18 protein-coding genes are annotated in these 20875 nt (G+C 43.5%); 15 read left to right on the top strand and 3 right to left on the bottom strand.

Annotated elements, in window-relative coordinates:
- Window positions 1–256: 256 nt before the first annotated feature.
- Window positions 257–517 (top strand): hypothetical protein, encoded by a 261-nt coding sequence (locus tag LKX84_RS08645; RefSeq protein WP_228236753.1) that lies wholly within the window; start codon window positions 257–259, stop codon window positions 515–517.
- Window positions 518–637: 120 nt separating this feature from the next.
- Here the strand turns inward: LKX84_RS08645 and thiL are convergent, their stop codons facing one another.
- On the bottom strand, window positions 638–1684 hold the full coding sequence (gene thiL, locus LKX84_RS08650; RefSeq protein WP_228236754.1) for a thiamine-phosphate kinase: 1047 nt from the start codon (window positions 1682–1684) through the stop codon (window positions 638–640).
- Between the two features lie 225 nt (window positions 1685–1909).
- On the opposite strand from thiL, the gene LKX84_RS08655 reads away from it, so the two are divergent.
- From LKX84_RS08655 to LKX84_RS08700, 10 genes are all read left to right on the top strand, one after another.
- On the top strand, window positions 1910–2239 hold the full coding sequence (locus LKX84_RS08655; RefSeq protein ID WP_228236755.1) for a HesB/IscA family protein: 330 nt from the start codon (window positions 1910–1912) through the stop codon (window positions 2237–2239).
- Window positions 2240–2274: 35 nt separating this feature from the next.
- On the top strand, window positions 2275–2649 hold the full coding sequence (locus LKX84_RS08660) for a four helix bundle protein (RefSeq protein WP_228236756.1): 375 nt from the start codon (window positions 2275–2277) through the stop codon (window positions 2647–2649).
- A 36-nt stretch (window positions 2650–2685) separates the two neighbouring features.
- The gene (gene sufB / locus LKX84_RS08665) at window positions 2686–4131 is read left to right on the top strand and encodes a Fe-S cluster assembly protein SufB (RefSeq protein ID WP_228236757.1); all 1446 of its coding nucleotides are present in this window, start codon (window positions 2686–2688) and stop codon (window positions 4129–4131) included.
- Window positions 4132–4143: 12 nt separating this feature from the next.
- A complete protein-coding gene (locus tag LKX84_RS08670; RefSeq protein ID WP_228236758.1) occupies window positions 4144–5022 on the top strand; it encodes an N-acyl homoserine lactonase family protein in 879 nt (292 codons plus the stop codon).
- 17 nt (window positions 5023–5039) lie between these two features.
- The gene (gene sufC, locus LKX84_RS08675; protein ID WP_228236759.1) at window positions 5040–5792 is read left to right on the top strand and encodes a Fe-S cluster assembly ATPase SufC; all 753 of its coding nucleotides are present in this window, start codon (window positions 5040–5042) and stop codon (window positions 5790–5792) included.
- 94 nt (window positions 5793–5886) lie between these two features.
- Window positions 5887–7203, top strand: coding sequence for a Fe-S cluster assembly protein SufD (gene sufD, locus LKX84_RS08680; RefSeq protein WP_228236760.1), 1317 nt, complete (start codon window positions 5887–5889; stop codon window positions 7201–7203).
- Between the two features lie 114 nt (window positions 7204–7317).
- On the top strand, window positions 7318–8559 hold the full coding sequence (locus LKX84_RS08685) for an aminotransferase class V-fold PLP-dependent enzyme (RefSeq protein ID WP_228236761.1): 1242 nt from the start codon (window positions 7318–7320) through the stop codon (window positions 8557–8559).
- Window positions 8560–8631: 72 nt separating this feature from the next.
- Window positions 8632–9054: a SufE family protein gene (locus LKX84_RS08690; RefSeq protein ID WP_228236762.1), complete on the top strand. Its 423-nt coding sequence runs from the start codon at window positions 8632–8634 to the stop codon at window positions 9052–9054.
- A 159-nt stretch (window positions 9055–9213) separates the two neighbouring features.
- Window positions 9214–9543, top strand: coding sequence for an SUF system Fe-S cluster assembly protein (locus LKX84_RS08695; RefSeq protein WP_163632794.1), 330 nt, complete (start codon window positions 9214–9216; stop codon window positions 9541–9543).
- Window positions 9544–9645: 102 nt separating this feature from the next.
- On the top strand, window positions 9646–10155 hold the full coding sequence (locus LKX84_RS08700; protein WP_228236823.1) for a DUF2480 family protein: 510 nt from the start codon (window positions 9646–9648) through the stop codon (window positions 10153–10155).
- 116 nt (window positions 10156–10271) lie between these two features.
- Here the strand turns inward: LKX84_RS08700 and LKX84_RS08705 are convergent, their stop codons facing one another.
- Window positions 10272–11786 (bottom strand): IPT/TIG domain-containing protein, encoded by a 1515-nt coding sequence (locus LKX84_RS08705; protein ID WP_228236763.1) that lies wholly within the window; start codon window positions 11784–11786, stop codon window positions 10272–10274.
- Between the two features lie 231 nt (window positions 11787–12017).
- Here LKX84_RS08705 and LKX84_RS08710 point away from each other — a divergent pair, with 231 nt between their 5' ends.
- Complete coding sequence (locus LKX84_RS08710; RefSeq protein ID WP_228236764.1) at window positions 12018–12950, top strand: DUF3078 domain-containing protein; 933 nt, start codon at window positions 12018–12020, stop codon at window positions 12948–12950.
- Between the two features lie 364 nt (window positions 12951–13314).
- On the opposite strand, the gene hflX is transcribed toward LKX84_RS08710, so the two are convergent.
- Window positions 13315–14526 carry a GTPase HflX gene (hflX, locus tag LKX84_RS08715; protein ID WP_228236765.1) on the bottom strand — a complete coding sequence of 404 codons (1212 nt, stop codon included), beginning with the start codon at window positions 14524–14526 and terminating at the stop codon, window positions 13315–13317.
- Between the two features lie 145 nt (window positions 14527–14671).
- On the opposite strand from hflX, the gene LKX84_RS08720 reads away from it, so the two are divergent.
- The 3 genes from LKX84_RS08720 (at window position 14672) to LKX84_RS08730 (ending at window position 20762) form a co-directional block, all read left to right on the top strand.
- Window positions 14672–17401 (top strand): M14 metallopeptidase family protein, encoded by a 2730-nt coding sequence (locus LKX84_RS08720; RefSeq protein ID WP_228236766.1) that lies wholly within the window; start codon window positions 14672–14674, stop codon window positions 17399–17401.
- A 68-nt stretch (window positions 17402–17469) separates the two neighbouring features.
- Window positions 17470–18417 (top strand): endonuclease, encoded by a 948-nt coding sequence (locus tag LKX84_RS08725; protein WP_228236767.1) that lies wholly within the window; start codon window positions 17470–17472, stop codon window positions 18415–18417.
- Window positions 18418–18566: 149 nt separating this feature from the next.
- Window positions 18567–20762, top strand: coding sequence for a S8 family serine peptidase (locus tag LKX84_RS08730; protein WP_228236768.1), 2196 nt, complete (start codon window positions 18567–18569; stop codon window positions 20760–20762).
- Window positions 20763–20875: the final 113 nt, after the last annotated feature.

The following is a 20875-nucleotide window of genomic DNA, read 5'->3' on the forward strand; positions in this document are numbered from 1 at the left end:
TGTTGATAATTTATAATCAATGTGGTATATTTCGAAAGCGTTGTTCGGCGGATTTTCGAGACTTTTTATCGATATGAGCGCATTTCATCGAAAAAACAGCAATGTTTCAACACGCACAAAATAAAAAGTTATCAACATCCGTTGCTATAGAAAACAGAACTAAAACAATTCGATATAACAAAAAACTACTATTAACCAAATTACAGCATTTTTCGATTCCCCAAATCGCATCCATGCTTTTCCAACTTACTGGCCTATGAAAACTTCTACCCACCACCACCAACACGGTAACAAATTCACTTCTTTTTTCTGCAGCTTGTTTGGCCACCATTATGTGGTTTCCAAAAAAGTGACCCAGCACATTAAAGAGTACAAATGCATCCATTGCCAAAAAGAGGTTACCACGGATGTCAGCGGTAAACTTTCGGTCTTGACACCCCAAATGCAAGAAATCAACAGTACATTGGAAGACATGTACCAAAAAAGAAAAAGTAGGGTAGTGCACCAAGTGGCATAACCCTTTTTTATTTTTTAAGAGGCCCAAATCTTTTATCCCGGAAACTTAAGTAATTGCCTGCTGCTATCGGTTGCGTGCCCCAAAACCATGGTAGGGATGCCCTTGATTTTCGGGATTTTTTTATGCCTTGAACGAGTTCCATCCCTGTGCCGTAATGGGAATTTTGGTCTCGGCCCTGGTAATCAAATGTACCCCTTCGCTCTTTTCCGTTATATGCCCGATCACCGTTAAATTCGGATTTCCCTTGATTTTTGGAAAATCGGCTTGGTCAATGGTAAACAACAGCTCATAATCTTCGCCACCACCTAAGGCCACCATGGTACTGTCCATCTTAAATTCCTCACAGGTAGAAATGACCGAAGGATCCAATGGAATTTTATTTTCGAACAAATTGCAGCCCACTCCTCCGTGTTTGCACAAATGCAATATTTCCGAAGAAAGCCCGTCACTGATGTCGATCATGGAAGTTGGTTTCACCTCCAACTTTTCCAACAGTTCTACCATGTCCTTGCGGGCTTCTGGTTTTAATTGGCGCTCCACAAGATAGGAGTAGGGCTCCAGATCAGGTTGATTGTTGGGGTTCACCTTGTATACCTCCTTTTCCCTTTCCAAGACCTGAAGGCCCAAATAGGCACCGCCCAAATCCCCGGTTACTACCAAAAGATCGTTCGGTTTGCTGCCCTTTCGGTACACAATTTGAGAGGCATCCGCGGAGCCAATGGCCGTAACACTGATGATCATTCCTTTGTTGGACGAGGTGGTATCGCCCCCAACCAGATCCACGTTGTACATCTTGCAGGCTAATGCCACACCTTGGTAAAATTCTTCAAGGGCTTCCAAAGGAAACCTATTGGAAACCGCCATGGAAATGGTAATTTGGGTAGCCTTGGCATTCATGGCGTAAATATCTGAAAGATTGACCATTACAGATTTGTATCCCAAATGCTTCAGGGGCATATAGCTTAAATCAAAATGCACCCCTTCCACCAGCATATCGGTAGAAACGACCACTTTTTTGTCCTTGAAGTCCATGACAGCGGCATCGTCGCCCACTCCTACCAAAGAGGAAGGTTGTTTCAATTCAAAATGTTGGGTAAGATGGTCGATCAGGCCAAATTCTCCCAATTCTTCCAAGGAAGTTCGTTGTGGATTCTTGTCTTCTAGCATTTTGCAAAAGTAATCAGGATAATTTTAAAAAAATAGAGGTATAAGTAATGCCAAATACTTGCGACAAATATCCTACAAGGCCAAGGGGATTGCCCTAGTAGTGCAAGACCATCAAATTCCATAGAAAAGACCTATGGAATCATTCGTTATTATAATGTTAGTAAATGTGGTAAAACCCTTCTTATACAGTATATTTGTGGGCTATTTAGATTAAATTCAAGTAAGATGATAAAAGTATCGGATACGGCAAGGCAAAAAGTAGTGTCGCTCATGACCGAGGAAGGTTATGATGCTACCAACGATTATGTGCGTGTTGGCGTGAAGAGTGGCGGGTGCAGCGGATTGTCTTACGAACTGAAGTTTGATAAGACCGCAGCGGATACAGATAAGATTTTTGAAGATAATAATGTGCGCATCATTGTGGACAAAAAGAGCTTTTTGTATTTGGTAGGCACCATTTTGGAATATTCAGGAGGTTTGAACGGAAAAGGATTTGTGTTCAACAATCCAAACGCTCAGCGCACCTGCGGATGTGGAGAAAGTTTTTCGCTTTAAAATAAAAGTTAAAGAGCTAAACAGGTAAAAGTTAAATGGGGACGTATAGCTCTTTTGAAGATTTAGAAGTTTATAAAACGACCATAAAGTTTACCGCCAAAGTTTATGATTTATTGAAGAAGAGTCCTTTGAAAGAAGATTTTGCAATGGTTGATCAAGTTAAAAGAGCAACGATTTCGATTTCAAACAATATTTCAGAGGGATTTGAAAGGGAAACAGATAAAGAATTGATAAGGTTTCTTTATTTCTCAAAAGGTTCGGCAGGAGAAGTAAGGAATCTTTTCAATCTAATGGAAGAGATAGGATATTTTAAAGCTGTAGAATTGGTTGATTACAAGAATCAGGTAATCGATATCTCAAAGCAGCTAGCAAATTATATTAAGTATGTTAGGAAGAGAAGCGGACTTTAACTGCTTTGACTTTTTAACTCTTAACTTAGAAAAGATATGGCTTATACAGAGGAAGAATTAAAAAAAGAACTGGAGACCAAGGAATACGAGTACGGTTTCTATACGGATATTGAATCGGATACCCTTCCCAAAGGGTTGAACGAGGAAATCGTGATTGCCATTTCCAAGAAGAAGGAAGAGCCGGAATGGATGACGGAGTGGCGATTGGAAGCTTTTCGTGCTTGGCAGGAAATGGAAGAACCTGAATGGGCCAACGTGACCTATAAAAAACCTGATTTTCAAGGTATTTCCTATTACTCGGCTCCCAATAAGAAACCAAAATACGATAGCTTGGACGAAGTGGATCCCGAATTGTTGGATACCTTCAAAAAGCTGGGTATTTCCCTTGATGAGCAAAAGAAATTGGCTGGTGTTGCAGTGGATATCGTAATGGACTCTGTATCTGTGGCCACTACTTTCAAAAAGACCTTGGCCGAAAAAGGCATTATATTTTGTTCCATTTCCGAAGCGATTAAAGAACACCCTGAATTGGTGAAGAAATACATCGGAACCGTTGTTCCCAAAAAGGACAACTTTTATGCAGCCTTGAACTCGGCCGTATTCTCTGACGGGTCTTTCTGTTACATTCCAAAAGGAGTGAGATGTCCGATGGAGCTTTCCACCTATTTCCGAATCAACCAAGCGGGAACGGGCCAATTCGAGAGAACTTTGGTGGTTGCCGATGAAGGTAGTTACGTAAGTTATTTGGAAGGATGTACCGCACCATCGCGGGACGAAAACCAATTGCATGCCGCTGTAGTGGAATTGATTGCGTTGGATAACGCCGAAATCAAATATTCTACTGTACAGAACTGGTTCCCAGGGGATAAGGAAGGAAAAGGAGGCGTTTTCAATTTTGTGACCAAACGTGGACTTTGCGAAAAGAACGCCAAAATATCTTGGACACAGGTAGAAACCGGTTCTGCCGTAACCTGGAAATACCCTTCCTGTGTGTTGAAAGGAGACAACTCCATTGGCGAGTTCTATTCCATTGCGGTGACCAATAACTATCAACAAGCCGATACCGGAACCAAGATGATCCATTTGGGCAAGAATACCAAGAGTACCATCATTTCCAAAGGTATCTCTGCGGGTCAGTCCCAAAATAGTTACCGTGGATTGGTGCAAGTGAGCAGCCGCGCGGACAATGCCCGTAACTTTTCGCAATGTGATTCCCTGTTGATGGGCAACCGTTGCGGGGCCCATACTTTCCCTTACATTGAGGTGAAGAACAAATCGGCACAGATAGAACACGAGGCCACGACCAGTAAGATTGGGGAAGACCAAATTTTCTATTGCAACCAAAGGGGTATCGATACTGAAAAGGCCATTGCCTTGATCGTGAATGGTTTCAGTAAAGAAGTATTGAACAAACTACCTATGGAATTTGCGGTGGAAGCCCAAAAACTATTAGAAATCAGCCTTGAAGGTTCGGTAGGATAAACAAAACAACGTATGAAAAAGATAATGGCACTACTGTTGGTCCTTGCTACTTTTTCTTGCAAGCAGGCCAAAAAGGAAACCGCGGACATGGAACAGACCGTGGCCGAGGAATTAAAACCAGAAGTGAAACTCTATACTTTTAGTGGTGGAACCGTGAATGCCAACAAGTTGGAGCTCTTTTCGCAGGATACCACGTATACAGGACAATCCAAGGAATTTGCCGATGCATTTTATGTGATTGTTCACCCAAAAGGAACGCTAATGTGGGATGCTGGACTACCTGAAAGTTTGGTTGCATCGGGAGAACCATTCACAGCTCCGGGAGATGCCTTCACTGTTTCCAGAAAGGATTCCGTGGTGAACCAATTGGCCACCATCGGGATGAAACCTAGTGATATTGATTACATCGCCTTGTCCCACACCCATTTTGACCATGTTGGCCATGCCAATGTTTTTGCAGGATCAACGTGGTTGGTGCAGGAGAAAGAATATGATTATGCGACCAGTGAGGAAAATCAAAAGAACAACGCCGATATCTATAACGCCATTAAGGATTTGACCAAGGTTCAGAAAATTGCCAACACTGATTATGATGTGTTTGGTGATGGTACTGTAGTGATGAAATTTATGCCCGGACATACTCCGGGCCACCAAGTACTGTTTTTGGATTTGGCCGAATTCGGTCCATTGTTGCTTTCGGGGGATATGTACCATTTTTATGAGAATAGGGAATATCGTAGAGTGCCCATCTTTAATTATGATGTGGCCCAAACCAAGGCCAGTATGGCAGCTTTCGAGGCCTTTGCCGAGGAGAGGGGGGCAACGGTCTACCTACAGCATTCCAAAGAAGATTTTGAAAAATTGCCCAAGGCACCCAACTACTTAAAATAATATTGAAGAAGAACAGCATGTTAGAAATCAAGAATTTACACGCAAGCGTAGAAGATAAGGAAATCCTGAAGGGAATAGACCTAAAGGTGAATGCCGGTGAGGTACACGCCATCATGGGCCCCAACGGGTCTGGTAAAAGCACCTTGGCATCGGTGATTGCCGGGAAGGAAGATTTTGAGGTAGAGGAAGGCAGTATTGTTTTGGAGGGGGAGGACCTTGACGAGTTGGCTCCAGAGGAAAGGGCCCACAAAGGAATTTTTCTTTCGTTCCAATACCCAGTGGAAATTCCTGGGGTAACTGTGACCAACTTTATCAAGACCGCAATCAACGAATCCCGCAAGGCAAATGGTCAGGAAGAAATGCCTGCCAATGAAATGTTGAAGAAAATTCGTGAGAAATCCGAGTTGTTGGAAATCGACCGCAAGTTTTTGTCCCGTTCCTTGAACGAAGGGTTTTCCGGTGGGGAAAAGAAGCGTAACGAGATTTTTCAAATGGCGATGATGGAACCCAAATTGGCCATTTTGGATGAAACGGATTCCGGTTTGGACATTGATGCCCTTCGTATTGTGGCCAATGGGGTGAACAAATTGCGTAACAAGGACAATGCGATCATTGTGATTACCCACTACCAGCGTTTGTTGGATTATATCGTTCCTGATTTTGTACACGTATTGTACAACGGAAAGATCGTGAAATCCGGCACCAAAGAATTGGCGCTTGAGTTGGAAGAGAAAGGGTACGATTGGATCAAACAGGAAGCGACGGTATAAGCATTTTGTCATTCCCATGAAAATGGGAATCCAAATGATTCAAAAACAATCTTAATGAGATTCCTGCTTTCGCAGGAATGACAAGGAGTAAAATATGGATTTAAAGGAAAAATTAATCTCATCATTCTTGGCATTCGAGAACAACGTGGACTTGGATCATCCGGTTCACGAAGTACGTTCGGAGGCCATCAAGAATTTTGAAAACAAAGGGTTTCCATCCAAAAAGGAGGAAGCTTGGAAATATACATCCCTAAACAACCTTCAAAAGGTGGATTTCAGCATTTTCCCGAAAGAGGAATCAACGTTGGAATATAAGGATGTGAAGAAATATTTCCTTCACGAGATCGACACTTACAAAATCGTGTTCGTGGACGGGGTATACAGTTCCTACCTATCGGAAACCACCCATGATGGTGTGGATGTCTGTTTGATGAGCTCCGCTTTCAGCAAACCGATGTTCCGTCAGGTAATCGAGGTGTACTTCAATAAAATAGCTTCCAAGGATGAGTCGTTGACCACCTTGAACACTGCTTTTAGCAAGGAAGGGGCCTACATTTATATCCCGAAGAACAAAATGCCCAAAAAGCCCATCCAGATCTTGCATTTGGCAACGGGAAATGAGGCAGCACTCATGTTGCAGCCCCGTAATTTGATCGTGGCGGAGGACAATGCAGAGGTTCAGATCATTGAGCGCCATCAAAGTTTAACGGACAATGAGGTGTTCACCAATTCAGTAACCGAGATTTTTGCTGGCAAGGATGCCAATGTGGATTACTACAAGGTCCAGAATGATGCTCCAACGGCATCTTTGGTGGACAACACTTATATTTCACAAAAGGACAACAGTGTGGTTCGGGTGCATACGTTCTCCTTCGGGGGAAAATTGATCCGTAATAACCTGAACTTTTATCAAAACGGTGAGCGTATCGATTCTACCTTGAAAGGGGTAACCATTTTAGGGGACAAACAACATGTGGACCATCACACCTTGGTTCACCATAGACAACCCAATTGTGAGAGCCACCAGGATTACAAAGGTATTTTTGGTGATAGTTCCACAGGAGTGTTCAATGGAAAGATCATTGTGGACAAGATTGCCCAAAAAACGGATGCTTTCCAGCAGAACAACAATATTTTGTTGAGTGACAGAGCCACCATCAACTCCAAACCCCAATTGGAAATCTTTGCGGACGATGTAAAATGTTCCCACGGATGTACCATTGGCCAGTTGGATGATGATGCCCTTTTCTATTTACGATCTAGGGGTATTCCCAAAAAAGAGGCCACGGCCCTGTTGATGTATGCTTTTGCCAATAATGTATTGGAAAGCGTTCGTATTCCGGAGCTTAAATCAAGGGTGAACAAGATCATTGCCAATAAATTAGGTGTTAGGATTGGTTTCGATCTTTAACCAACGGTGTCATTTCGAGCCCAATTCCTGAACAGGTAAGGGAAGGGCGAGAAATCTCCTGATATTCTAGATTTTTCACTTAGCCTGTCTTGAGCGACAGTCGAAAGATTAAAAATGACCGATAGAAGCATTTTAACAAATAAATTTGATGTGGATACCATCCGCAAGGATTTTCCCATCCTCAACCGAAAGGTAAATGGGCAGCCTTTGGTGTATTTGGACAATGCCGCGACTTCCCAGACTCCCCAGCAGGTAATCGATGTGATCGTGGACTACTATCACAGGTACAACGCGAATATTCATCGAGGGGTACATACACTGTCCCAAGAAGCAACGGACGCCTATGAAGTGGCAAGGCAAAAAATCCAGAAACACTTTAATATTGCCCATTCCTATGAAGTGATCTTCACTTCCGGGACAACTCACGGCATCAATTTGGTGGCTACAGGTTTTACTTCCTTTCTAAAGAAAGGGGATGAGGTTATCGTGTCTGCGATGGAGCACCATTCCAACATTGTGCCTTGGCAAATGCTCTGTGAACGTACAGGTGCCACGTTGAAAGTGATTCCCATGAATTTGGACGGGGAATTGATCATGGAAGAATACCACAAGCTGTTGAACGATAGAACTAAATTGGTCTTCTGTAACCATGTGTCCAATGCTTTGGGGACCATCAACCCGATTGAAGAAATCATAGAGGCGGCCCACAAAGTCGGTGCCGCCGTTTTGATAGACGGTGCACAGGCAGCGGCCCATATCAAATCTGACCTACAGGAACTTAATGTGGATTTTTATGTTGTTTCCGCCCATAAAATGTGTGGCCCCACCGGGGTAGGCATGCTTTACGGGAAGGAAGAGTGGCTCAACAAGTTACCTCCTTACCAGGGTGGTGGTGAAATGATCGCTGAGGTTACTTTTGAAAAGACCACCTATGCCGATCTCCCCCATAAGTTTGAAGCAGGAACCCCCAATATTTGCGGTGGAATAGCCTTTGGCGCCGCTTTGGATTACATGAACCATATTGGTTTTGAAGCCATTGCCCAATATGAGGAAGAATTGATGCAATATGCCACGGAGCAGTTGCTCACCATAGAAGGATTGCGGATTTACGGAACGGCCAAGCACAAAACTTCGGTGATCTCTTTCAATATTGATGGAATCCATCCGTATGATATCGGTACCATTCTGGACAAATTGGGAATAGCCGTTAGGACAGGTCACCATTGCGCCCAACCCATTATGGATTTTTACAGGATTCCAGGAACGGTACGGGCCAGTTTTAGCTTCTACAATACCCAGGAAGAAGTGGATAAGTTGGTAGAAGGGATGAAACGGGCCAAAAACATGTTGTTGTAGGCCAACCGTTATCTTTATCTTAAACACTTGAAAAGCAACTTGACGAGTTGTATTTTTGAACAAAACCGAAACATGACCATACAAGAGATACAGAATGATATTGTGGATGAATTTTCCATGTTCGATGACTGGATGCAGCGTTATGAGTATATAATCGAACTTGGCAAATCCCTTCCATTGATAGATGATCAATATAAGACCGATGACAATTTGATCAAGGGTTGCCAGAGTAAAGTGTGGGTGCATGCAGAACTTGATGGGGATAAACTGGTGTTCACCGCAGATAGCGATGCCATCATCACCAAAGGGATCATTGCGATTCTGATTCGGGCTTTTAGTAATCAAAAACCACAGGATATCATTGATGCCGATACCAATTTTATTGATGAAATTGGACTAAAGGAGCATTTATCGCCCACCCGGGCCAATGGTTTGGTAAGCATGATCAAGCAGTTGAAATTGTATGCTGTGGCCTATCAAACACAATTAAATTGACACTTTTACAATTAAGATAGAATTTGTCACCTCGAGCGCAGTCGAGAGGTCAATAACAAATGAAAATATATAAGGTCTCGACTGCGCTCGACCTGACATTGAATTCCATCCATTGTTGTGGATTGAATTACGGCAGGACCCCTTGTAAACTAGAACAAAATGAGCGAAGAAATCACCATAGATACCCAGGATTTGGGCGAAAAAATAGTAAGGGTCCTCAAGACCATTTATGACCCGGAGATTCCTGTGGACATATATGAATTGGGATTGATTTACGATGTGTTCGTAAACGAGGACAACGACGTCAAAATTTTGATGACCCTGACCTCTCCCAACTGCCCGGTAGCTGAAAGTTTGCCTGTTGAAGTGGAGGAAAAGGTAAAATCCATTGATGACCTTAACGATGTGGAAGTGGAAATCACCTTTGACCCCCCTTGGACCCAGGAACTGATGAGCGAGGAGGCGAAATTGGAGTTGGGACTTTTATAGAAAGATTAAAATGTAATTCTGCATGGATACTGAGCGGAGTCGAAGTATGTGCGGAATAACATGATAAGTAAAAGAGATTCCTGCTTTCGCAGGAATGACAACATGGAAGAAGAAATCATAAACCGAGTAGCGCAAAGCCAATTGGTCACCTTTGATCTGGAAGATTATTATCCCAAAGGCGAACGGAAGATATTGGACGTTTCAGAATGGCTTTATGAAGGCATTATCTTGCGTGAAAAGGAGTTCCGTGCCCATGTGGAGGCCCATGATTGGTTAAAATACCAAGATACCTATGTGGCCATCACCTGTACTTCGGAGGCTATCATCCCGGGATGGGCATTTATGCTGGTGGCTTCCCGATTGCAGCCCTTTGCCAAAAAGGCAGTTGTGGGCGGTTTGGTAGATTTGGAAACTTCCTTATACCAATCCATTATAGAAAATCTGGATGTTTCAGAGTTTGCGGATAAACCGGTAATTATAAAAGGGTGTTCCCGTAAACCCGTTCCCGAAAATGCCTATATCATGGCCATGGTGAAAATACAATCCGTTGCCAAAAGTGTGATGTATGGGGAGGCTTGTTCTTCGGTGCCCCTCTTCAAGAAAAATAAGTAGCCAGAAATCAGGAATCAGAATTATTGTTTCTTGACTCCTGTTTCTTTCATTGGAAATCTCAATAAAAAAGCCCCACATTGCTGCAGGGCCAGTTTTAGGCAGGTTTTGAACTTGTTTTATTTAACGAATATTCCTCTGGCCACCGCATTTTCGGTTCCATCGGTTAGTTCTTGTGGCGAATTGTTTTTCCAAATAGTGGCGACGCTAATATTGTTTGCATTCTTAACGTCCCCTGCTACATAAATATCGGTTCCATCCAAATAAATGCTATAAGCAATAGAAGCAGTAGTTCCATCACCAAGGGGCTGAGGTGTAGTATTCTTCCATAGTGTAGCAACCGTAAGATTATTAGCGTTGTGTTCAGTTCCTACGGCATAAATATCCCCGTCACGCACAAAAAGGGATAAAATTTGGGCATCTTCTACTCCATCCGAGATATCTTGTAGCACTCCATTTTTCCAAATGGCAGCCACAGCAATATTATTCTCATTAAGGTATGTTCCACCTACATAAACGTCGTTGCCTTCCACATAAACCGATTGAGCGACGGATACAAGTAGTTGACCGGATAGATTTTGTATGACCCCATTCTTCCAAAGTGTGGCCATGGGAAGATCATTGGCATTGTTGATATACCCTGCCACATACACATCCCCTTCGGAAACAAAAACAGAAAACGCATGGGAATCATTATCTCCATTGGGCAAGGCTTGAAACCCACCGTTTGTCCACATAATTGCTGAACTTGTTGGGTCTATTGAGTTGTATCCAGCAGTATATACATTTTCACCTTCTACAAAAATAGATTGTGGATAAGTATCGTTAAGTCCACTGGCCAAGTCTTCCGTACCATCATTTTTCCAAACAATAGGCAAATCGATTGAATTGTCATTTGCCATACTTCCTGTTAGATATACGTCGGAACCATCAACAAAAATGGAGGTTGCAATGGATGCATTGTTATTCAGTAATAGTCCTTGTATTTGACCATTTTTCCAGTATGCCGCTGATTGAACGTTGTTTGTATTGGTTGTAAATCCAGCTACATATACATTGGGGTTCACGGTTACGGTACAGATGGCTTCGTCCCCATCAACCGCTGCTTTTATGTTGGCCGTACCGGAACCTGTTGCAGTCACAACACCATTTTCATCCACCGTGGCCACGTTTTCATTGTCGGAACTCCAAGTAATTGCCAAATTGGCTTCGCTTACGGTACCTATCAAAACCGCTTCATCCAAAGTGAACAGGTTCAAAGAGCTTTTGTCGAGTGTGATGGCAGTGGTGACTGTAAAATCCGAGTCGCTTGTAACTGTTTCACCGTCTACCGAAACACTTATTTTACTTGTAATGGCCCCTTCAGGAACAGTAACGATGATTTTTGTGCTGGTGGCGATGGCAACTTCAGCGGTAATAGTTCCAAATTTCACCACATTGGCTGCAGGCGATGCATTAAAATGGGTTCCGTTAATGGTAACTTGAGCTCCTACAGGTCCTGAGGCAGGCACAAAATCGGTGATGGTCGGTGGAGGATTTTGTGGGACAGGATGATCATCCTTGCCGCAGGACCAAATGAGCACAAAGGACATTGTAAAGAGCAGTACTGGTAATAAGGTTCCTTTTCTTTTCATGATAATTGTTTTTGAAGATGCAAGAAAGAGTATAATGAAATGGCAAATAGACGTAAATTGGTGAGTCCCCTATATGAATTGATGGATAATGGATTTGAAGAAAAGTTGTGTTAGACTTTTCCAAAAAGAACTATGGATTCAGGGTTTCATTGTTTGCCTCTTATGGTACTTTTTTAAAGTTTAAAATGTGACATTTCTTACTTTTGAGGTCTAAACAGAAAACTCCATACTATGAAAAAATTACTATTGACCGCTATGGCCTTTTTGGTACTGGTTGTTGCTTCAGCCCAAACCGAGGAAGAACTGAAGGCCCAGATTGCCCCTAAAAAAGATTCCATTGCCGCCATTCAAGGCAGGGTGAATGCCCTACAGGCGCAACTGGATGCCCTTCCCGGTTGGAAAATTGGTGCATTCGGGACCATTGGAGGGAGCCTTTCCCAATTCAATAACTGGTTTGCCCAAGGAATCCCGAACAACTCTTCTGGTAACATTGGTTTTACCGTGAACGCCTTTGCCAATCTTCAGGAAGAAAAATTCTTTTGGAGAAATGCCGCCAATGTGAACTTGGCCTGGGTTAAATTGGACGACAAGGACGATCCAACGGATGATGATAGTTTCCGTCAGGCTACTGATGTATTCAATATTTCATCTTTGTACGGTAGAAAACTAAGTGAGCATTTTGCCATATCTACCTTGGCAGAGTATAGAACCACCTTGTTGAGCAATTTTAACGACCCTAGTTATCTTGATCTCGGTGTGGGTGCCACTTGGACCCCGATACCTGATTTGATCGTGGTGATCCACCCTCTCAACTACAACTTTGTGTTCAGTAGTGAGGATACCATTTTTGAATCTTCCATGGGTGCCAAGATCGTGGCGGACTATACCAAACAGATCGGAGCCGTAAGTTTTAAAAGTAACCTCTCCATGTTCCAGAGCTATAAGAGCAGTGATCTGAGCAACTGGACCTGGACGAACTCGTTTTCCTATACCTTGTGGAAGATGATCGGTGTTGGTTTTGACTTTGGTTTGAGGAACAACAAACAAGAAACCTTGAACTACATTGTGAACCGTGCTCCAACGCCTGATCCTACCGCAACTTTCGATACTATTGACAACGAATTGCAAACCTATTGGACTTTGGGGTTGAGCTATAAGTTCTAATGGGTTTAAAAGTGATGTCAGTTCGAGTTTTTCTGAAAGAAAAGTATCGAGAACATAGCTGTTAAACTTGAATTTTTAATACTATTTTTTTCGAATTGACAAATTTCAAGTGAAAACAAAAAAAGCCCTCGATTTAGAGGGCTTTTTTGTGGGGTATCAGATATTTTTCAAGTTTTTAAACCATGTCTAAGTAGGTTAAGATCACTAAAGATCGTGGGGTCGACACTAAATGACTTAAAAACAAGTTGAAAGTAGTCGATATGTGGTTACCCCCTAAACTTTTGTTGTGAACTCCCTAATAATTGTGGTAGACCTATCCAAAAAAGCAGGTCATCGTAAAAGTCGAGCCGTTCAACTTTAGGATTTAATACTCATCCAATTGTTCTGGATATAGAAAGTTGTTGTACGGGAATCGGGTCACGTGGATATCCCTCACCTCGTCGTAAACCCTTTTTCGGAATTCTTCCAGATTTTCCTTGTTCAAGGCGGAGATAAAAAGTGCCCTGTCCCCAATCTTGTTGAACCAGGTATTTTTCCATTCCTCCAAAGTGAAATGGGCAGAGGTGCGTTCCGTGACCAGATCATCCTCTTCAATAGTTTCCGGATGGTATTGATCTATTTTGTTGAAGACCATGATGGTCTTTTTTTCCGCACAGCCAATTTCACCCAAAATTTGGTTTACCGAAGCGATGTGTTCTTCAAAATTGGGATGGGAAATATCCACTACATGCAATAATAGATCGGCTTCACGGACCTCATCCAAGGTACTTTTAAAACTTTCCACCAATTGGGTGGGCAACTTTCGGATGAAACCTACCGTATCGCTCAACAAAAAGGGCAAATTGCCAATGACGACCTTCCTGACCGTAGTGTCCAAGGTGGCAAATAGCTTGTTTTCGGCGAACACTTCACTTTTGCTGATCACGTTCATCAAAGTGGACTTCCCCACGTTGGTATATCCCACTAGAGCCACACGGACCAAAGCACCGCGATTGCCTCGTTGGGTCTCCATCTGGCGGTCGATTTTCACCAATTTCTTTTTTAAAAGGGCAATACGGTCCCGAACGATCCGTCTATCCGTTTCAATTTCCGTTTCCCCGGGTCCACGCATACCGATACCCCCACGTTGGCGTTCCAAGTGTGTCCAAAGTCCCGTTAGTCTGGGTAATAAATATTCATATTGGGCCAGTTCCACTTGGGTACGGGCATAACTGGTCTCTGCCCTTTGGGCAAATATGTCGAGGATAAGACCGGTTCTGTCCAAGATTTTGCAACGCAGGATCTTTTCGATGTTTTTCTGTTGGGCCGGGGTCAACTCGTCGTCAAAAATGACGGAACCAATTTCGTTTTCGATCACGAAACGCTCCACCTCTTCCATCTTACCACTACCAATATAGGTCTTGGGGTTGGGTACGTCCATGCGCTGCACAAAACGCCTTTTTACTTCGCCCCCTGCAGTGTACGTCAAAAACTCCAGTTCATCCAAATACTCGTTCACTTTGGTCTCATCCTGTGTTTGGGTAATGACCCCTACGAGTACCGCCTTTTCATAATCTATCGACTTCTTTTCTAGCATCAAAAGGAATTAAAGTGCAAATCTACACAATGTTTTGAAAGCTGATTTTGGTTCTTCGGCTTTTAAAGGTTGATGAACGCGGAAAAACACTATAATTTGACCCCATTGTTTCCTATCTTGATGACCTAATTCAACCTAACTCAAAATGATACTCCAGATGGATTCTGCCAAAAGCGGAAGAAACTGCCGTTTTTCTTCCCCCGTCCTGACGACTTTTCTATTTTTTACCTTGATTTTCAGTGGTCTTCAAGCCCAAAATACTACCATTCCGAAACCCGAGGAAGTCATCGGTTTCAAGGTCGGTTCCGATTTTCATTTGGCCACCTACGAACAGTCTATCGAGTATTTTAAAAAGTTGGACGCTGCCAGTGATCTGGTGGAAATGCGTGAAACCGGAAAAACCTCCGAAGGCCGCACCTGGTATTATGTGCTGATTTCCTCCAAAGCGAATTTGGACAAAGTGGAACACTACAAAGAAATCTCGAAAGCCTTGGCCCATCCCAAAGGGATAACCAAGGAATTGGCAAAACAGTTGTCTACCGAAGGCAAGGCCATAGTGGATCTCAGTGGAGGTCTGCATGCTTCCGAAGTGGCAGGAGCGCAGCATATCATCACCTTGGCAGATCAGATTATCCGAGAGGCGGATACTCCAAAATTCAAAGCCATTTTGGACAATGTGATCTTGGTACTTTGGCCCTCCTTGAACCCAGATGGACAGGATATTATCGCCAATTGGTATATGGGCAATGTGGGAACGCCGTATGAAACGGCCAGAACCCCTTGGCTTTATCAAAAATATGTGGGACACGACAATAACCGTGATGCCTATATGTTGAATATGTTGGAATCGCGTGTGGTGGGCCGTACCTGGAGGGAATGGGAACCTAATATCATCCATGTTCACCATCAATCTTCGCCGTTCCCAACTCGAATTTGGTTGCCTCCTTTTGCTGAACCAGTAGCCACACAAACCCCACCTTTAATGGCTAGGGAAGTGAACATGATCGGAATGGCCATGGCCAGGGATTTGGAGTCCGAAGGCTTGCCCGGCGCTGTTCACATGGGTCAAGGTTTTGATGCATGGTACCCAGGATATATAGATTATCTGCCCATGATGCAGAACATTCCTTCGTTTTGGACGGAAACGGCTCTGTACCGATATGCCACACCCTATTTTTATACGTTGAGCGATTTTCCAAAAGACCGTCGCGATTTAAGGGTTGAATCTCTTTACAGTAGCCCATGGAAAGGTGGATGGTGGCGTTTGGCCGATGCTATGCAGTACATGCAAGTAGCATCTGTTGCGGTGTTGGATTATGCCGCGAAGTACAAGGAAACTTTGCTTTTCAACAAGTATCAGTCGGGTATCAATACCATAGAAAAATATACGAACGAACCGCCTTATGCCTACATCGTTCCACAAAAACAGCGCGATCCGGTTCGGCCTGTGGAATTGTTGAAGCGTTTGGCCTTCAACGGAATTCAAATTTCACAATTGGAAAAACCGATGGAATATTCAGGGGTGACCTATCCCAAAGGGACATGGGTAGTCCCGATGGACCAGGAATTTGCCGAAATGGCCCGTCAGGTTTTGGATGTTCAGGTATATCCCGATCTAAGGGAATCCCCTGATGGCCCTTTGGAACAACCTTATGATGCCGCCGGTTGGACGCTTCCTTTTCAAATGGAAGTGGATGTAGTTACTGGGATGGTTCCCTTGTCTGACGATTTCAGAAATGCTCTAAAACCAGTAGAAGGCACTCCTTTGGAAACCACTGATGATGAAAACAAGGATATGAGCAAGGCCGATTTTGCTCCCGGAGCAGGTTTCGATACCGATAAGATTGCTGCGGGAATTAAACCATTGCCTGGAACACTTCGAGGTAGCGGAAGTACCCTTTGGCTAGACCCTGCCGAAAACAACAGTTTTAGGGTCATTGCCGAAGCCATGAACTCGGGATTCTCCGTGGTGTATGACGCCAAAACCAAAAAATATGGCATTCAAGGCGCAAGTCGAGGCAAGATGCAACAATGGGTGAATGATTATGCCATCAACGGGGTTTTGGGTTCCGGTTCGGGCACATCCAAAGTAAAAACACGAATTGGCGTGTACCGACCTTGGACCGCCAGTATGGATATGGGTTGGACGCGCTGGTTGCTGGATAATTTTGGTTTTGGATATGCTTCCATTCGCAATTCCGATTTTATGTTGGACAATCTAAAAGATCGTTTCGATGTGATCGTAATGGCATCCGAATGGCCTGGTTCCATTGAAAGGGGATTGGAGCCTGGTTCCGCACCTCCGCAGTATGCAGGAGGATTGGGAGAATTGGGTGCACGCAACCTCAACTCCTTTGTGAAAGAGGGAGGCACGCTGGTCACTTTAAACCGAAGCTCCGATTTTGCCATACAGGCGTTGCACTTACCCGTTAAAAATGTGGTGGATCATGTGGACAGGGCCAAATTCTTTACAGGTGGTTCGATCATGCAGGTGGAAACCAATCCAAGTCACCCGGTAATGGCAGGAATGACGGATAAGGCCAATGTTTTTGTGTATGGCAGCCCCATTTTCAGTACCGAAGAAGGTTTTGAAGGAGAAGTGTTGGCCAAATATCAAGCACAAGGATCTCCCTTAATGTCCGGTTATCTGGTTGGAGAAAGTTTCATGAACGGAAACGCGGCGGCCCTGGATGTAAAACATGGAAATGGACATGTATTGTTGTTCGGGTTTCAACCGCAATGGCGTGGACAGCCCATGGGCACCTACCGAACTTTGTTCAATGCATTGTTATATGCCGACCAATTGCCGCAAGTGAAACGCGACATCCCTGTAGGTTGGGAAAGTGTAAAAGGAAAGGCGACAGCACCAAAATAGGAAAAAAAGTAGCGTATCCATTCGATTTTGTACTTTGCAATGGATGAAATTCTAAAGGCAAAAGCAATTTGTACAGTTCCAAAAACAAGTACACGGTAGCGTTTTACAATCTCGAAAATTTTTTCGATACCACGGACGACCCCTATTCCTTGGATGATGACTTTACGCCTAAGGGATTTAAACGATGGACCGAGTCCCGTTTCTGGAATAAGGTCGGTAAGATTTCAAGAGCAATCGCCAGTATCGGTTTGGATGATAGTCCAATTCCACCAGTATTGGTAGGAATTGCTGAGGTGGAGAATAAGTCCGTCATCAAAGCTTTGCTCCAATCCAAAAATTTAAAGGGCATCCCTTATGATTTTGTCCATTTCGATTCACCAGATGAAAGGGGCATTGACACAGCGCTTATTTACAACAAGGAACATTTTCAAGTGTTGCATGCGGAAACCTTGCCCTTGATTGTGGCAAATACCAACGGGGATAGGGATTTGACCCGGGATATTTTGTACATCCATGGAAAATTGCATGAAGAAGAAGTACACGTTTTTGTGAATCATTGGCCTTCAAGGCGTGAAGGGGCAGAGATAACGAGTTACAAACGCGTCAAGGCAGCGGAAACCATTCTTCAAAGACTGGAAAAGATGGATGAGGAATTCCCGAATTGTATCGTTATGGGCGATTTTAATGATGACCCCAATTCGGAAAGCATCCAAACCTTGATGAACTCAAAGAGGTTTATCAACCCCATGAAATCGCTTTTATCTCCAATTTCTGGAAGTGCCAATTATAAAGGGGAGTGGAACCTTTTTGACCAGATTCTGGTTTCCCACAGTTTTTTGAATTATGAACCAGATACCCATGGCTTTGTGAAAGCCGCAGTCTTCGCCCCTAGATTTTTGAGCGAGTGGAGAGGCAAATATAAGGGCAACCCATTCCGCACCTTTGGTGGTGGCGACTATTTGGGGGGCTATAGTGACCACTTTCCTGTTTATGTAGTTTTGGAGGAATATAAATAAGTAAGAAAAAGGTTACACCACACAAAAGTATATTTTCACAACAGCTTACAGCAAATCACTATGCAGTTCATCGAAAAAAGTAGGAATTTTATCGATAAATGTTACATCTCCTAATATATTCGTAGTCCAAATCTTACCTAAACTTAATTATGGACTACAAGTTACCTACAGGGGCCAAGGCAGCGATCTTCTCCATTTTATTTTCAGTTTTGGGAACACATTTTGTAATGGGTCAAACCCAAAAGGCCAAAGAACAGATTAAAGCAACTTACGATAAAAGTAGAATGGCTTCTTTCATTTCTGAATTGGAAGCCGAACATCAAAATACAGCTCAAAAAATCGGCCAGTTAAAAGCCTCAAAAGGAATAAGGATTTCCGAAAAGGCTACCGATGGTTCCCCCATTGAGCTGAAAGCTATCGGCTCCGATGGAACACCTTTATACTATACTACACTGAACGACCCCTCTACCCAAACCTCTAGGGCCAATGCGCTTTATGATAATGGTCTATTGAATTTGGGACTCACTGGAAACGGAATGGAAGTTGGGGTTTGGGATGCCGGTATCGCCCTTACCACCCATCAGGAATTTGACACACGTGCCAAAAGCGCCGATGGATCAACCGAAATCAGTCTTCACTCCACTTTGGTTACCGGAAATTTGATTTCTTCCGGAGTAGAGGCCAATGCCCAGGGAGTTGCATACGGTGCCCAAGCCATGACCTACGATTGGACCCGTGATAAAATTGAAGTAGCTGAAGCTGCCGCCAATGGTATGTTGTTGAGCAACCATTCCTACGGAATTCTTTCGGACAGGGTGCCCGATTGGTACTTTGGTGCCTACATCAAGGTTACTCAGGATTGGGACAAGATCATGTACAATGCCCCTTATTATTTGATGGTGGCAGCTGCAGGTAACGCACAAAATTCTTATGATAACGCTTCCCCCAATTATGGGAAAACTGCTGATGGGTTCGATTTGTTGCTTGGATTTACGACAACCAAAAATGGATTGACCATAGCGGGTGCCAATACTGAAATTGATAACAAAGGTAATTTGGTAAAAGCTTCCGTAGCAGGATACAGCAGCTTTGGTCCTGTGGATGATGGTCGTGTAAAACCGGATTTGGCCGGGGATGGTTCCAATATTCTTTCCACCAGTTCTGCAACCAACAGTAGCTATCAAGTATCTTCAGGTACTTCTATGGCCGCTCCAGGGGTTACAGGTTCCCTTTTGTTGTTGCAACAATACCATGAAGAATTGTTCGGGACTTATATGAAAGCGGCAACCCTTAAAGGTTTGGCCCTTCATACAGCAGATGATGTAGGAGCCCAAGGACCTGATTATAAAATGGGTTGGGGTGTGATGAACGCCAAAACAGCTGCTGAGGTACTTCAAAATACAGGATACACCAGTTTGATCCAAGAAGAAAGTCTTGCCAATGGCGAAAGTTTCTCTATCACTGTAATTGCCAATGGAAATGAACCTTTGATGGCCTCCATCTCTTGGACCGATCCCGAAGGCGAATATGTGAACCGAGGGGATATGAACAATACCACTGCCGCATTGATAAACGATTTGGATATCAGGATTACCAAAAACGGGGAATCGTTCTTACCATGGAAACTAAATCCGGCCAAAGCTAATGATGCTGCCGCAAAAGGTGATAACACAGTGGATCCATACGAAAGGATTGAAATCGGCAATGCATCGGGAACCTACACCATTACCGTAACCCACAAAGGAAACTTGAAAAATGCAATCCAGGATTTTTCATTGATCGTTTCCGGTGCCCAGGTTTCCAAATGTTCCATTGAAACGCCTTCTAATTTGGAATTGGTTTCTTCCACGGTTTCCGGATCTACCATTTCTTGGAACGAGGCAGAAGAAACCCTTTTTGAAGTGCAATACAAATCTGTGGATTCTGATGTTTGGACCAGCGAATATGTTTGGGAAAACGGTTTTGAACTGACTAATTTGGTAGCAGGTAAAGTATACGAATCTCGAGTTCGTTCCATTTGTACCGAAAATGCGGTATCCGAATTTTCGGAGACCATAGAATTTGAATTTAACGGCGAGGAGACGCAAATGATGAGTTATGCTCCCCTCAGCTATCCACAAGAGTTGAACATTTCCGTGTTCCCCAACCCCGCCGTTGATTATTTGAACGTTGAGGCCGAATTGTCCAAAGATGCACAATTCTCCATTGTTACCACAGCAGGTAATGTCATCAGAAGCGGTAAGACACAGGGATCCATCAATGTTGCTTCACTTTCTTCCGGACTTTATATATTGGTCGTACAGGATTACGCCGGTATCAAAAGCACCAAATTCTACAAAAACTAATACGAATGGCATCCTTTAGCATTAAACTCCATTTTAATGGAGAAACCCGAAGATTGGAAAGACTGGTGAAGCTGATTTTCCTTCCGATTATTCTTTTTTAATAGTCACCCTGA

The sequence above is a fragment of the Allomuricauda sp. M10 genome, from assembly GCF_020782875.1.
Classification (GTDB): domain Bacteria; phylum Bacteroidota; class Bacteroidia; order Flavobacteriales; family Flavobacteriaceae; genus Flagellimonas.

What these genes read in the sequence shown, in the direction of transcription:
- LKX84_RS08645 (WP_228236753.1), top strand. Translation starts at nt 257, where the DNA reads ATGAAAACTTCTACCCACCACCACCAACACGGTAACAAATTCACTTCT.
- thiL (WP_228236754.1), bottom strand. Translation starts at nt 1,684, where the DNA reads ATGCTAGAAGACAAGAATCCACAACGAACTTCCTTGGAAGAATTGGGA.
- LKX84_RS08655 (WP_228236755.1), top strand. Translation starts at nt 1,910, where the DNA reads ATGATAAAAGTATCGGATACGGCAAGGCAAAAAGTAGTGTCGCTCATG.
- LKX84_RS08660 (WP_228236756.1), top strand. Translation starts at nt 2,275, where the DNA reads ATGGGGACGTATAGCTCTTTTGAAGATTTAGAAGTTTATAAAACGACC.
- sufB (WP_228236757.1), top strand. Translation starts at nt 2,686, where the DNA reads ATGGCTTATACAGAGGAAGAATTAAAAAAAGAACTGGAGACCAAGGAA.
- LKX84_RS08670 (WP_228236758.1), top strand. Translation starts at nt 4,144, where the DNA reads ATGAAAAAGATAATGGCACTACTGTTGGTCCTTGCTACTTTTTCTTGC.
- sufC (WP_228236759.1), top strand. Translation starts at nt 5,040, where the DNA reads ATGTTAGAAATCAAGAATTTACACGCAAGCGTAGAAGATAAGGAAATC.
- sufD (WP_228236760.1), top strand. Translation starts at nt 5,887, where the DNA reads ATGGATTTAAAGGAAAAATTAATCTCATCATTCTTGGCATTCGAGAAC.
- LKX84_RS08685 (WP_228236761.1), top strand. Translation starts at nt 7,318, where the DNA reads ATGACCGATAGAAGCATTTTAACAAATAAATTTGATGTGGATACCATC.
- LKX84_RS08690 (WP_228236762.1), top strand. Translation starts at nt 8,632, where the DNA reads ATGACCATACAAGAGATACAGAATGATATTGTGGATGAATTTTCCATG.
- LKX84_RS08695 (WP_163632794.1), top strand. Translation starts at nt 9,214, where the DNA reads ATGAGCGAAGAAATCACCATAGATACCCAGGATTTGGGCGAAAAAATA.
- LKX84_RS08700 (WP_228236823.1), top strand. Translation starts at nt 9,646, where the DNA reads ATGGAAGAAGAAATCATAAACCGAGTAGCGCAAAGCCAATTGGTCACC.
- LKX84_RS08705 (WP_228236763.1), bottom strand. Translation starts at nt 11,786, where the DNA reads ATGAAAAGAAAAGGAACCTTATTACCAGTACTGCTCTTTACAATGTCC.
- LKX84_RS08710 (WP_228236764.1), top strand. Translation starts at nt 12,018, where the DNA reads ATGAAAAAATTACTATTGACCGCTATGGCCTTTTTGGTACTGGTTGTT.
- hflX (WP_228236765.1), bottom strand. Translation starts at nt 14,526, where the DNA reads ATGCTAGAAAAGAAGTCGATAGATTATGAAAAGGCGGTACTCGTAGGG.
- LKX84_RS08720 (WP_228236766.1), top strand. Translation starts at nt 14,672, where the DNA reads ATGATACTCCAGATGGATTCTGCCAAAAGCGGAAGAAACTGCCGTTTT.
- LKX84_RS08730 (WP_228236768.1), top strand. Translation starts at nt 18,567, where the DNA reads ATGGACTACAAGTTACCTACAGGGGCCAAGGCAGCGATCTTCTCCATT.